This is a genomic window from Dictyoglomus sp. GBS (genome assembly GCF_055179815.1).
In genome coordinates this window covers 1,742,101-1,756,078 of record NZ_CM143687.1, presented here as the reverse complement: position 1 = coordinate 1,756,078, position 13,978 = coordinate 1,742,101, and the positions used below count along the sequence as shown (strand labels likewise).

9 protein-coding genes are annotated in these 13,978 nt (G+C 32.2%); 6 read left to right on the top strand and 3 right to left on the bottom strand.

Annotated elements, in window-relative coordinates:
- Positions 1-2: 2 nt before the first annotated feature.
- Positions 3-1,334 (bottom strand): alpha-galactosidase, encoded by a 1,332-nt coding sequence (melA, locus tag ACY3IT_RS08745; RefSeq protein ID WP_463082560.1) that lies wholly within the window; start codon positions 1,332-1,334, stop codon positions 3-5.
- Between the two features lie 163 nt (positions 1,335-1,497).
- Here melA and ACY3IT_RS08740 point away from each other — a divergent pair, with 163 nt between their 5' ends.
- From ACY3IT_RS08740 to ACY3IT_RS08715, 6 genes are all read left to right on the top strand, one after another.
- Complete coding sequence (locus ACY3IT_RS08740) at positions 1,498-2,379, top strand: lipoprotein (RefSeq protein ID WP_463082559.1); 882 nt, start codon at positions 1,498-1,500, stop codon at positions 2,377-2,379.
- 182 nt (positions 2,380-2,561) lie between these two features.
- Positions 2,562-3,368, top strand: a complete 807-nt coding sequence (iolB, locus tag ACY3IT_RS08735) for a 5-deoxy-glucuronate isomerase (protein WP_463082558.1) — start codon at positions 2,562-2,564, stop codon at positions 3,366-3,368.
- 14 nt (positions 3,369-3,382) lie between these two features.
- Positions 3,383-4,027, top strand: coding sequence for a bifunctional 4-hydroxy-2-oxoglutarate aldolase/2-dehydro-3-deoxy-phosphogluconate aldolase (locus ACY3IT_RS08730; RefSeq protein WP_463082557.1), 645 nt, complete (start codon positions 3,383-3,385; stop codon positions 4,025-4,027).
- A 209-nt stretch (positions 4,028-4,236) separates the two neighbouring features.
- The gene (locus ACY3IT_RS08725; protein WP_463082556.1) at positions 4,237-6,666 is read left to right on the top strand and encodes a GH36-type glycosyl hydrolase domain-containing protein; all 2,430 of its coding nucleotides are present in this window, start codon (positions 4,237-4,239) and stop codon (positions 6,664-6,666) included.
- Positions 6,667-6,682: 16 nt separating this feature from the next.
- The gene (locus ACY3IT_RS08720; protein ID WP_463082555.1) at positions 6,683-9,118 is read left to right on the top strand and encodes a GH36-type glycosyl hydrolase domain-containing protein; all 2,436 of its coding nucleotides are present in this window, start codon (positions 6,683-6,685) and stop codon (positions 9,116-9,118) included.
- A 122-nt stretch (positions 9,119-9,240) separates the two neighbouring features.
- On the top strand, positions 9,241-11,550 hold the full coding sequence (locus ACY3IT_RS08715) for a glycoside hydrolase family 31 protein (RefSeq protein WP_463082554.1): 2,310 nt from the start codon (positions 9,241-9,243) through the stop codon (positions 11,548-11,550).
- Here ACY3IT_RS08715 and ACY3IT_RS08710 read toward each other — a convergent pair.
- Together ACY3IT_RS08710 and ACY3IT_RS08705 are read right to left on the bottom strand one after the other, a co-directional pair.
- A complete protein-coding gene (locus tag ACY3IT_RS08710) occupies positions 11,547-12,788 on the bottom strand; it encodes an MFS transporter (RefSeq protein WP_463082553.1) in 1,242 nt (413 codons plus the stop codon). The genes ACY3IT_RS08715 and ACY3IT_RS08710 overlap by 4 nt on opposite strands.
- Positions 12,778-13,956 (bottom strand): AGE family epimerase/isomerase, encoded by a 1,179-nt coding sequence (locus ACY3IT_RS08705; protein ID WP_463082552.1) that lies wholly within the window; start codon positions 13,954-13,956, stop codon positions 12,778-12,780. The genes ACY3IT_RS08710 and ACY3IT_RS08705 overlap by 11 nt, the downstream gene beginning before the upstream one ends.
- Positions 13,957-13,978 lie beyond the last annotated feature (22 nt).

Below are 13,978 nucleotides of genomic sequence, written 5' to 3'. Positions count from 1 at the left end.
TTTTATATCTCAAAATTTTTAAATTGAGGAAGATAATCTTTATTAATTTCAAACATCTCTTTTACCATCTGTTTTATTTCAGCTAAGGATAAAACTGCTGATGTAAGGGGATCATAAGCTATTGCATAGAATATCTTTTTAGGATCACCTTCAAGAGATCCTTCTACAGCTAATTCTTCACAAGATGAGTTTATGTAGTTTAAGATAGCAACCTGAGGTGGAAGATTACCTACCTTTATAGAATCGAAACCTCTTTTTGACGCAATAATAGGTACTTCTACACAAGCCCCATAAGGTAAATTATCAATAAGACCAAAATTCCTAATATTACCATTAAATTCGAATATGGTCCCATCGCCTAAAATAGCATTTAATATATATGCAGCATATTCATGCCCTCTTTCAAGGTTGATTGGTTCTTTCTCAATCCACTCTTTAACCTCTTTTCTCCAAGTGTTCTCTCTCTTAAGATATTCTTTTAATATATAACCCCATTCTCCTGGATTCCATCCTGTACCTGGAAGACAATATTTTTCAATAAGGTCTTGTCTTTTTCTAAACCAAGGGTTGTATTCCGAATTGTGCCCTGAAGATTCTGTGACATAATATCCTAATTGTAAAAACATTTCGTTTCTTACAATTTCTTCTTTATAAATTTCAGGTCTTGTTAAAATTGCTTCTCTAATAAGAGGATAGGCATCTTTTCCCTTCCATTCATATTTCAAAAACCAGGCCTGATGATTTATTCCAGCGCAAAAATAAGTAATTTCATTCATAGGTGCTCCTATCCAGCGGGCAAGCATTTCAGCCGTTCCTTGTACGCTATGGCATAGTCCTACGATTTTAATTTTAGAAACTGTTTGTACTGCTCTTATGAGCATTGCCATAGGGTTTGTATAGTTTAAAACTATTGCTTCTGGGCAATGTTTCTCAATGTCTTTAGCAATATCTATCATTACAGGAATAGTTCTTAGAGCCCTAAAAATTCCTGCGGGGCCTCTTGTATCTCCTACATTTATATCTACACCATATTTTTTAGGTATTTCTATATCATGTCTCCAAATTTGTACTCCACCAACGAGAATAGTTATTATGACTGCATCAGCTCCATCTAATGCTTCTTGTCTATTTAATGTGGCAAATACTTTTGCAGGATAATTTCCAGCTTTTACTATTTTTTCTACCATCAATTTTGAATAATTCAATCTTTCCTCGTCTATATCCATTAAAAAAATATGAGCATCTTGAAAAGAAGGAAAGGTAAGGAGATCACGTACTAAATTTCTTGTAAATCCAAGACTTCCAGCCCCAATAAAAGTTATCTTTTTACACATCTTTTTTTATATACCTCCTAAAGAAATTAAAATTAATTTTGTAAGTGTATTTTATTATATCAACAATTAGTTTTTAGGAATTGAAAATTTTTTAATACACCCTTTAAGATATATTGCTATAATAATAATGTATAAAATTTTGGGGAAGGAGGATTAATTGTTCATGAAAAAATGTTTGATATTAATCTTAATAGCCATCCTTGCGATTTTTCTTTCAGGTTGTGTAAAACAGGAGCCACAACCAGATAAAGATTTAACCCAAGATCAACTAAACAATATTTATGCTACTGTAATTAATACTGATTCGGATTACGCCAAGAACATAGATATTTATATGGACATACCAAGTGTTGTTTTTAATCAAGGAAGTTCACTGGTATCACCAATTAGTAGAAGCTTTAATAATCTAATGATTAGCAAATCCATGTCATTAAAAGAAGCTATAAAGACTCCACTCGAGAAAATAACAATTGAGCCTACAAATGAATGGCAAGGGCCAGATGCTAATGGTTGGTATATGTTACAAATTGATACTGGAAGTTACCTAAAAGTAAGATATTATTCTTCAGTAAAGAGACTTGAATATGTATTAGATGGGTATTCTCAATTAAATAATCAAGTGTTGGGAGCGCGTATAGAAGGGTATTTTATTTTTAATAAGGACATAAAAAATGGTATTGATGGTGCTTATCCTGTAAGTTTGAGATCTTCTTATTATTTATATGGTTATACAGATCCAAATAAAGTAAATAAAATTGGACTGACAATGTCTTTAGAAAACGTAGGTGTGGTTAAATTAAGTAATTTTAACAATTTCCCAGTTTTAACCGGAAAGTTTTCTATTTATGCTATATATGTTGACTTTGAAAATAATATAAATATAGATAATAAACTTATGATTTCTGCATCTTCTTCTGTTGTTGGGGATAATACCAATGATCCTATCTTGAAGATTTCAGGAAGTAAAGATAGTGACGGGGATCCTACAACTTACGGATATGATGATCTATATTTAGAACTTCATTTGTCTAATTATTTGCAATAAATATTTTATAATAAACAAAAAATTCATTATTAGGGGATTCCTTTATAGGGGGAATCCCTTAATTTTTTAATATTGATTTAATAAACGCTTGCTGTATTTTTACTCTTGACAAAAAAAGTTAATCATTATATCATTCAATAATGCCTCTATTATTTTTTAGTGATAAAAAAGGAGGAGTAAATATGTTTAGAAAGGTTATTCTTGAGAAAGGCTTAAACTCCCTTGTGAAACCAGGTGAAATGGAATACATAGAATTAGATATATTTAAAGGAGAGAAAGGAGATTCCTATTCTTTTAATTCAAAAGATTATGAAATTGGCCTTATTATATTGACAGGTAAACTTAATGTAACTATAGATGATATAAAATATGATAATTTAGGGGCAAGAAGAAATGTTTTCGATGGAAATGCTTATGCACTTTATATACCTAATAATAAAGAGGTGAAAATTGAAGCTTTGGAAAATATAGAGGTTGCTATCTGCAAAACAAGGGTAAAAACAGATGAAGAGGTAAAATTAATCAAACCTGGGGACGTGATAATTAGAGATGTGGGAGTACATAATTGGAGGAGAGATGTAAAGGATATTATTGATAGGAGAATAAAGGCAAAAAGGTTATTAATTGGAGAGACTATAAATCCTCCAGGTAATTGGTCCAGCTATCCACCTCATAAGCACGATACCAATAATTATCCTGAAGAGGTGAAGATGGAGGAGGTATATTTTTATAAATTAAATCCTCCTAATGGATTTGGGTTGCAAAGGGTTTATACACCTGAAAGGGATATAGATAATGTTTATTTGATAGAAGATAATTCCTTACTCCTAATAAACAGAGGGTATCATCCTGTAGTTTCTGCTCCTGGATACCAACTCTACTATCTCTGGATACTTGCAGGAGACATAAGGGAGTCAATTATTAATGATGATCCTAATCATAAGTGGATTAAAGCGGTAGAGAAAATTATAAGGGAATCTAAAAGGTAAGGGGAGGAATTATTATGGGGCGATATGATATTTTAGAAAGAATGATAGAATGTGGAATAGTGGCGGTAATAAGAACAGATTCTCCCGAAGATTTATTGGATGTGACTAAAGCTTTATATGACGGAGGAGTTATTTCTTTAGAGATTACAATGACAGTCCCTTTAGCTATAGAATATTTGCCAAAAGTGAAGAAGGCTCTTGGCAAAGAAGCCATAGTTGGTATGGGTACAGTATTAGATCCTGAAACTGCAAGAATGGCTATTCTCGCTGGTGCAGATTTCATTGTTTCTCCAGTTTTAAAGAAAGAAATTATAAATTTATGTCATAGGTATGATAAAATAGCTGTTTCTGGAGCTTATACACCTACAGAGATATTAACTGCTTGGGAAGAAGGAGCGGATGTGGTAAAGCTTTTTCCCGCAGATACATTAGGACCTAAATATATAAAAGCTATACATGGACCTATGCCATATATTAGAATATCTCCTACAGGAGGAGTAAGTTTAGAAAATGTGGGAGAATTCATTAAGGCTGGTGCCTGTTTTGTAGGAGTTGGGGGAAATTTGGTAGATAAAAAGGTTATTGCAGAGAAAAAATTCGAAATATTAACAGAGAGAGCAAAAAATTATATAGAGGAAATTAAAAAGGCAAGATCGTAATAAAATTTTAATTTTATAAAAGGTATTTTTTAAGGGCTGGAAGGATATTAAATTATCTTTCCAGCCTTTTTTATAATTAGTTTAATACCCTTATTGACATATGCTATCTAAGTCTGTACTATACATATTAAGTAAAAGTTTCTTGATGAAATTATAACTGGTTTCTTAATAAAGTTTATGAAAAATTAAATAGATAAGGGGGTTTATTCATGAGATTTGGCTATTTTGATAGTGAGAGAAAAGAATATGTTATTACCAGGCCTGATACTCCGAGGGAATGGACTAATTATCTTGGATCTTTAGAATATGGAGCTATTATTACTAATAACGCTCAAGGTTATAGTTTCGTCAAATCAGGGGCAAGCGGAAGAATATTAAGAGGAAGATTCAATGTTCCACCTACCACAGCTCCTGGAAGATATATATATCTTAGGGATATGGAGAATGGAGATTATTGGTCCGCATCTTGGCTTCCTGTAAAAAAAGATTTATCAAAGTATGAATCTATATGTAGACATGGTATTCTTTATACGATTATAACTTCAAAATACGATGGTATAGAAACTGAGACCTTATATTATGTCCCCTTAAATGAACTATATGAAGTATGGGCAATAAAAGTTAGAAATAATAGTGGAAGAAGAAGAAAGATTTCCCTTTTTAGTTATGCAGAATTTACAAATGAACCCAATGAAACGCAAGATTTAGTAAATATGCAATATACCCTTTATATATCTAAAACCTATTATAAAGATAATCTTATAATACAGACAATAAATGAAAATTATTCAGAGATTGGTAGAGTTATACCTCAAGAAGAAGGAATAAGTGGTAGAAGATTTAACAGATTTTTTGGAGTGATTGGAGAGAAAGTTGTTTCTTATGATGGTGACAGAGACATATTTATAGGAAGTTATAGAGATTACTCAAATCCTATTGCAGTGGAAAGAGGAATGTGTAGTAATAGTCTAAATTATGGTAAAAATAGTTGTGCTGGTACTCAAGTTGTTTTGGATTTAGAATCAGGAGAAGAAAGAGAAGTAATATATGTACTTGGTCAAGGAGCAGAAGCTACAGGTAGACAGGTCATGGCAAAATATAAAGAAAAAGGTATAGTTGAAAAGGAGTGGAATGAACTTAAGAATTATTGGCAATCAAAACTTGAAGGCTTTAAAGTTAAGACTCCAGACGAGAACTTCGATACTATGGTTAATATATGGAATGCATATCAATGTTTTATTACTTTCTTCTGGTCAAGAGCTGCCTCTATGATTTATGTGGGGCAAAGGGATGGATACGGATATAGAGATACTGTACAAGATATACAAGGAATAATTCATCTTGAACCACAAGAGGCAAAGAAAAGGTTAAGACTTATGTTAGCGGGACAAACATCTAAAGGGGTAGCTTTGCCTTTAGTATTTTTTGATTATGAGATTAAACCTAATCAAGGCTTATCATTGGATAATCCGTATTATGTAAAGAGAACTGGATACACTGAATATAGATGTGATGACCATTTGTGGCTGTATATTACCATAAGGCAATACATTAAAGAAACTGGAGATTTGGCATTTTTGGATGAAGTAATACCTTATTCTGATTATGGGGAAGATACAGTATATGAACATTTAAGAAAAGGTATTTTATTCTCTCTTAGTAAATTAGGTAAGCACGGATTGACTTTTGGATTAGATGCTGATTGGAATGATACTTTAAGACTTGGGGAAGAAGGAGAGACAGTTTTTGCATCCATGCAATTGTATCTTGCACTAAAGATATTTGCTGAGTTTGCTGAAAGAAAAGGTAAAAAAGAAGATGTAGAATGGGCTGAAAAGGAAGCCCTTAAATTATATGAAAACATACAGAAATATGCTTGGGAAGGAGACAGGTTTGTAAGAGGATTTATAGGAGATGAAGTTATAGGGTCTAAGAATAACAATGAGGCGAGTTTCTGGCTTAATCCACAGGTTTGGGCTGTATTAAGTGGGGTGGCTACAGAAGAACAAGCAAAGATTTCAATGGATAATGTGGAAAAAATACTTAATACTGACTATGGAGCTATGATTATGTATCCACCTGTAAGGACTTGGGGATTTCCTGTATTTAGAATGATTCTCTTCAATCCAGGTATGAAGGAAAATGCAGGAATTTTCTGCCATCCCCAAGGATGGCTTATAAAAGCAGAGACCATTCTTGGTAATGGAGATAGAGCCTTCAAATATTATCAAGAAGTAAATCCAGCCAATATGAATGATAAAGCAGAGATAAGGGAAGCAGAGCCTTATGTCCATTGTCAGTTTGTGGAAGGAAAGGATAGTCCTTATCATGGGAGAGCACATGTTCATTGGTTAACTGGTACTGCCTCCAGCATGATGGTAGCTGCTGTAGAAGGAATACTTGGAATTAAGCCTGATTATGACGGTATAGTGATCGATCCTTGTGTACCATCTCATTGGAAAGAATTTTATATAGAGAAAGTCTTTAGGGGTAAAAAATTGAGGATTAAAGTGGAAAATCCAAATGGGGTACAGAAGGGTGTGAAAGCTATTAACCTCAATGGAAGAGAGGTTGAGGGTAATTTTATTTTAGAAGAAGATTTGAAAGATGATAATGAGATAATAGTAATTATGGGATAAAGGAGGAGAATTAAAAATGAGATTTGGATATTTTGATGATAAAAATAGGGAGTATGTTATAACAACCCCTCAAACTCCGTTTCCTTGGATTAACTATTTGGGGGTTGAGGATTTCTTTTCCATAATTTCAAATACAGCAGGAGGTTATTGTTTCTACAAGGATGCAAGGCTTAGAAGAATATTAAGATTTAGGTACAATAATGTACCTTTGGATAATGGTGGAAGATATTTCTATATTTGGGAAGATGGAGATTTTTGGAATCCATCATGGAAGCCCACGAAGAAGGATTTAGATAAATATGAGTGTAGGCATGGACTATCATATACAAAGATATTGGGGGAGAAGAACGGAATTTCGGCTGAAATACTTTTTTTTGTACCTTTGAGGTTTAATGGTGAGATACATAAATTGACATTAAAAAATAATTCTAATACTAAGAGATATTTAAAGCTATTTTCTTTTGTGGAATGGTGTCTATGGAATGCTTGGGACGATCAAACTAATTTTCAGAGAAATCTTTCTACCGGTGAAGTAGAAGTAGAAGGATCAGTCATATATCACAAGACGGAATATAGGGAGAGAAGAAATCATTTTGCTTTTTATTCTGTAAATGTTCCAATTCAGGGTTTTGATACAGACAGAGATACATTTATAGGTATGTATAATGGTTTTGATGAACCAAGAGCTGTTGTTGAAGGAAGGGCATTTAACTCAGTGGCAGAAGGATGGGCACCTATTGCATCTCATTATATTGAGGTTAATTTAGAACCTGGGGAATCTAAGGATTTTGTATTTATATTAGGTTATGTTGAAAATCCTGATGAGGAAAAATGGGAAAGGCCAGGGGTAATTAACAAGAAAAGAGCTTATGAAATGATAGAAAGATTTAAAGATGTAAAATCTGTTGATAATGCCTTTTTAGAATTAAAAGAGTATTGGGACGAGATATTATCAAAATATCAAATTAATCATGATGATGAAATTCTTTCAAGGATGGTTAATATATGGAATCAGTATCAATGTATGATTACCTTTAATGTGGCAAGAAGCGCATCATATTTTGAATCAGGAATAAGTAGAGGAATAGGTTTTAGAGATTCAAATCAAGATATCTTAGGTTCTGTTCATATGATTCCAAATAGAGTAAGGGAGAGAATTTTGGATCTTGCTTCAACTATGTTTGAAGATGGGAGTTGTTATCATCAATATCAACCATTGACAAAGAGAGGGAACAATGATATAGGAAGTGGTTTTAATGATGATCCTTTGTGGATTATTCTTTCCACAGGAGCTTATATAAAAGAGACTGGGGATTTTAATATATTAAAAGAAATAATTCCTTATAATAATGATGAGAATAGGAAAGGTACACTATTTGAACATATTAAGAAAGCTTATCATCATGTAACAAATAATTTAGGACCACATGGTTTGCCTCTTATAGGAAGAGCAGACTGGAATGATTGTCTTAATCTTAATTGTTTCTCAAAAACCCCTGATGAATCTTTCCAGACTACCTCTAATGTAGAAGGTGGTACTGCAGAGTCAGTATTTATAGCAGGGCTTTTTGTATATGCTACACCAGATTATATAAGAATGTGTAAAGCAATGGGAGAGGAAGAAGAGGCTAAGTGGGCTGAAGAAGCAAGAAAGCAAATGATTGAAGCGATTAACAAGTATGGATGGGATGGAGAATGGTTTTTAAGGGCCTATGATTACTTTGGTAGAAAAGTAGGAAGCAAAGAATGTGAAGAAGGAAAGATATTTATTGAACCTCAAGGTATATGTACTATGGCAGGAATTGGAGTAGAAGATGGGAGAGCTATATCTGCTTTAGATTCTTGTATTAAGTATTTAGATACCCAATATGGTATGGTTTTACAACAGCCAGCTTATTCCAGATATTATATAGAATTGGGCGAGATCTCTTCTTATCCACCAGGATACAAGGAAAATGCAGGAATATTTTGCCATAATAATCCTTGGGTAGGTATAGGAGAGACGGTAATAGGTAGAGGAAAAAGAGCCTTTGAGGTATATAGGAAGATTACACCCGCATATTTTGAGGATGAAAGTGAGATCCATAAAATGGAGCCTTATGTGTATTGTCAAATGGTAGCTGGAAAAGATGCTAAAAGACATGGGGAAGGTAAAAATTCATGGCTTACTGGTACTGCATCTTGGGCTTTTGTGTTAATATCCCAATTTGTATTGGGTATAAGACCGGATTATGATGGTCTCAGAATAGATCCCTGTATCCCTCCTGATTGGAAAGAATTTAGAGTGGTTAGAAAATTCAGGGGTGCTGTGTATGATATAAAGATAGAAAATAGTAAAGGAGTCTCGAAAGGTATTAAAAGAATATTATTGGATGGAAAAGAGATAGAAGGGAATTTATTACCTGTTTTTAATGATGGAAAAATTCATCAGGTAACAGTAGAAATGGGTTAATTGGTCAATAAATAAGATTATTGAATGAAAGGGGAGAAAGTATAATTTTCTCCCCTTTTTATTTTTTATAAAATATATTAAACTAAACTACAAAGAATATCCTTAGGGGGTATTTAACGAATATGGAGATTGTTGAATATAATAATGAACTTCTCAAGATTGAATTTATAACCTCCAAAATAGTGAGATTTCATTTCTCAAAAGATAGAATTTGGAAGAAGAATTATTCTTTTTGCGTTAACCTGGAAAAATTTAAAGAAGTCGACTGTGAACATAGGGAGGACAATAGGGCTCATTATTTTTTAACTTCAGATTTGGATATTAGGATATATAAAAATCCAAGTAAAATACAAATATATGATAGGAAAGGTAATTTAATAATCTCTGATTATATGGATTTGGGTTATGTTAAGAAAGGGAATGGTATATATTCATATAAAGAGATGGGAAGAGAGAAAGCTTTTCTTGGATTTGGAGAAAGGTTGGGGTCGCTTAATAAAAAGGGTAAAAAGATTATAAACTGGAATACAGATGAGCCAAATCATGAATTTGAGAGAGATCCATTGTATCAATCCCATCCCTTTTTTCTTGCATACTCAGATTTGAGTTATGGGCTTTTTTATGATAGTACAGCTTTTAGTTATTTTGATATGGGATTTGAAAGTAAAAATTACTATTATTTTTTTACCGAAGATGATGAATTAGATTATTATTTTATATTCGGCCCTTCACCTAAGGAAGTTATAGAGAATTATACTTATCTTACAGGTAGGTGCTATATGCCCCCTTTATGGTCTTTAGGTTTACACCAATCCAGATGGAGTTATGATTCAGAGGATAAGGTTTATAAAATTGCTGAATTGTTTAGAAAAAAGAATATTCCATGTGATGCTTTATATTTAGATATTGATTATATGGAAGGTTATAGGGTATTTACGGTTAATAGAAAAAGGTTTCCTAATTTTGAAAAGATGATTGAGGATTTAAAAAAATTAGGCTTTAAGGTTGTTATTATTATAGATCCTGGGATAAAGGTAGATAAAAAGTATAAGATTTATATTGAAGGGTTAAAGGATGGACTTTTTTGCAAGAAAAGAACGGGAGAAATTTTTGTAGGGTATGTATGGCCTGGGAAAACAGTATTCCCAGATTTTTTCAAGGAGAAGGTTAGAAAATGGTGGGGCGAAAAACATAAATGGTTTATAGACAACGGTATATATGGTTTTTGGAATGACATGAATGAACCCTCCAATTTTTCTAAATTTGGCTATTACATGATGAAATTATTGTTTCATGTTTTTCATTTTAAAGAACCTCCAGATCCATTTAAGGCTAAAAATTTTGAAGAAAGAATTAAGCAAATAAAAGAAAAGACATTACCTCAAGATGTAGTACATGGTGATGATGAAATTTTTATACATAATAAAGTACATAATGTTTATGGGCTTTTGATGACAAAGTCAACTTTTGAGGGGTTTAGAAAGATTAATAAAGAGGTAAGACCTTTTATATTGAGTAGAGCTGGCTTTTCAGGTATACAGAAATATTCAGCAGTGTGGTGTGGTGACAACAAAAGTACATGGGAGAATCTTTATTCCAGTATAGTAACTCTTCAAAATTTATCGATCTCTGGAGTTCCTTTTGTTGGTGAAGATGTGGGGGGTTTTTGGAGAGATTGTGAGAAAGAGCTTTTTATACGATGGATTCAGCTGGGTGTTTTCTATCCTTTTTTTAGGATACATACTGCTAAGAATACAAGAGATCAAGAACCATGGAGTTTTGGAGAAGAAATAGAAAAAATTACTAAAGAATATATTAATCTTAGGTACCAATTGATTCCCTATATTTATTCTTTGTTTTATGAGGCAAAGGAAAAGGGTATTCCATTAATTAGGAGTTTTATTTTAGAATTCCAAGATGAAGAAGTTTTATCTCATGAGGATGAATTTATGTTTGGTCCATTTATCCTTGTAGCTCCAGTATACCTAAGGGGCAAAAGAGAAAGAGAGGTATATCTTCCTAAGGGTTTTTGGTTTGATTTTTATACTGGAAAAAGGTATAGAGGGGGAAGTATTATAAAAGTTTTTGCTCCTTTAAATAGGATTCCTTTATTCTTAAAAGAGGGAAGTATTATTCCTATGTGGAATGTGCAAAATTATGTGGGAGAAAAGAAACAAGAAAATCTTTATTTAAAAATTACTCAAGGAGAAGGAAAGTTTTTGTATTATGAAGATGATGGAGTCTCATGGAATTATGAAAAGGGAGAGTTCAATTTGATTGAATTTTATACATTTATGAAAGATGGTAATCAATATTTAGGTATAAAATTTTTAAAGAAGGGATATGAGAGTTCTATAAAGAAGATTATTGTTAAAACTTTTAAAAAAGAGTTTAGTTTTGAACTTAAAGAAGGAGAGTTTTTAATCACTTAATTTAGGTGTTTCTTTTCTAATATTTCATAAATATAGGATCTCAATGAGATGAGACGATGAGTATACAAGATGCAAGATGCGAAACATAAGACACTACTTAAATGGATTGTGTACACTGGGCCTACGAACTTGGATAGGTATCCTCCTAAATAACTACCGATAGGCATAGCTCCCATGAAGAACATTACATAGATACTCATAACTCTCCCTCTTATGTGGTTATCAATAATAGATTGGATTAATGTATTACTACAAACACTAATAAGCATAAAACTTAATCCAGTTATGAATAATGATAAAAGGGATAAATATAAATTTCTTGATAAGGAAAAAGCTAAAAGGCCTAAACCTGCTGTACCAAAAGATTGGGCTATAATTTTTTCAATACCCTTTATTTTTTGCCTTCCTGCAAGGAATATAGCGCCAAAAAGCGCTCCTGCACCTATTGAGCTAGTTAGTATTCCAAGAGTTTCAGGGCCTCCATGCAGTATATCTTTTGCAAAGATAGGTAATAATACACTATAGACTGCTGAAAGTAAACTTGATAATGCAATAAATATTAAAATGTGTCTTACTACTAATGTTTTAAAGACATAGTAAAATCCCTCTTTTAGTTCAGAAACGAGATGGGAAGTTCTTGTTGAGGTTATTGGTTTTACTCTCATGAAAAGTAGAGCAATAACAACTGCTAAATAACTAATTGCATTTATCGTAAAGCATATTCCTTCCCCAAGAAATGAAATAAGAAAACCTCCAATGCTTGGCCCTATTAAGCGAGCACTATTAAATAAAAAGGAGTTTAATGCAATAGCATTACTTAGATCCTCTTCTCTTTCCACCATCTCCATAACGAAGGATTGCCTTGTAGGAGCATCAATAGAATTAAAAATACCTAAAATAAGGCTTAATAGAAGAATATGCCAAATTTGAATTTGATTTGTAAGAGTGAGAATAGATAAAATAAGAGCTTGTAACATAAGTAAAAATTGGGTTATTATGAGAATTCTATGTTTACTAAATCTATCTAAAAATACACCTATAATCGGTGATAAAAAGGTATTAGGTATTTGGGATAAAAAAGCAATAGTGCCTAATAAAACTGATGAATTTGTTAATCTATAAACTAACCAACTCAAGGCTGTAGATTGGATCCATGTGCCAATAAGAGAGATTGCTTGACCAGTAAAATATAACTTGTAATTTCTGCTCTTTAATGCTCTAAAAAGATTAGTCTCCATCTATTCTTTTTATTACTTCTATACACATTCTTCCATTATGATAAGGACATTTCCAGGGTTCTGCTATAGGCATAGGAGCTGGAATATAATTTTCATCAAGCTTCCAGAACCATTCACTTTCTGTTCTTTGATCTACCATATAATTTTTAATAAATTCCCAAAGTACTATTACTGCATTTAAAAATTTTTCTTCCCTTGATTTTTGATATGCATTTAAAAAACCAACTAAGGCTTCTGCTTCAACCCACCAAATTCTACTTTTATCTAAGATATTTCTTACTTTCTCATTAATTAAACTACCATTTTCAAAGGCTTCTTCTAACACTTTTTCAGCAATCTCTAAGGTTATTCTACTAATCTCTTCTTTAAGGTTAGTATCATCAATATATTTTAAAGCTTCATCTAATAACCAGGTTGCTTCAATATCATGTCCGTATGAAATGGCATCAATTATAGGAATCAATTTTCTATCAAAAAAAACACCTAAATGTTTTGTCTCTGGGTTAATAATCTTATCTTTATAAATTATTACAAGATTTTCTATATTTTTCTTAAGATTCTCATTAGGCCATGTTGTATAAAGATTAGTATAAGCTTCCAATATATGAAGTAGGGAATTCATGCTTTTTTCAGCTATTACTCCATATTCACTGATAGCTTTATTTTCCTTTGGATTCCAATATTCATCAAACTCTTCTATATAAGCATATTCATCTTTACACTTTTCCTCTATGAGGTTATAAGTTTCCAATGCAATATTAAGAGCTTCATCCTTTTTTGTGGATTTATAAAATTCTGATAATGCGTAGATGCTAAAAGCTTGCCCATATATATGTTTTCTTTTGTCAACAGGATCTCCTTTGTAGTCTACCATCCAATAAAAACCTTTGTTTTTATGGTCCCAAAACTTTTGTATTAAGAAGTTGTAAGCGTGATTCATATAAGGAATAATATCTTCTTCTTTTGTAAGATTGTATACAGCAGAAAAAAACCATAATATTCTTGTAGTTAAAACTAAGCTTTTGTGAGCGTAAGGGTCTTTCTTTAAATCAAAAGAAACATATCCTATGTATCCTCCATTTTCTTTATCCATGAGTTTTGTCCAAAAAGGTATAATTTTCTCTGTAAGGTGTTTCTTTACCTCATTTTTTACTTTTTTTAAATCCATTTTTTTCCTCCTCAGTGAAAGT

What these genes read in the sequence shown, in the direction of transcription:
- melA (WP_463082560.1), bottom strand. Translation starts at nt 1,334, where the DNA reads ATGTGTAAAAAGATAACTTTTATTGGGGCTGGAAGTCTTGGATTTACA.
- ACY3IT_RS08740 (WP_463082559.1), top strand. Translation starts at nt 1,498, where the DNA reads ATGAAAAAATGTTTGATATTAATCTTAATAGCCATCCTTGCGATTTTT.
- iolB (WP_463082558.1), top strand. Translation starts at nt 2,562, where the DNA reads ATGTTTAGAAAGGTTATTCTTGAGAAAGGCTTAAACTCCCTTGTGAAA.
- ACY3IT_RS08730 (WP_463082557.1), top strand. Translation starts at nt 3,383, where the DNA reads ATGGGGCGATATGATATTTTAGAAAGAATGATAGAATGTGGAATAGTG.
- ACY3IT_RS08725 (WP_463082556.1), top strand. Translation starts at nt 4,237, where the DNA reads ATGAGATTTGGCTATTTTGATAGTGAGAGAAAAGAATATGTTATTACC.
- ACY3IT_RS08720 (WP_463082555.1), top strand. Translation starts at nt 6,683, where the DNA reads ATGAGATTTGGATATTTTGATGATAAAAATAGGGAGTATGTTATAACA.
- ACY3IT_RS08715 (WP_463082554.1), top strand. Translation starts at nt 9,241, where the DNA reads ATGGAGATTGTTGAATATAATAATGAACTTCTCAAGATTGAATTTATA.
- ACY3IT_RS08710 (WP_463082553.1), bottom strand. Translation starts at nt 12,788, where the DNA reads ATGGAGACTAATCTTTTTAGAGCATTAAAGAGCAGAAATTACAAGTTA.
- ACY3IT_RS08705 (WP_463082552.1), bottom strand. Translation starts at nt 13,956, where the DNA reads ATGGATTTAAAAAAAGTAAAAAATGAGGTAAAGAAACACCTTACAGAG.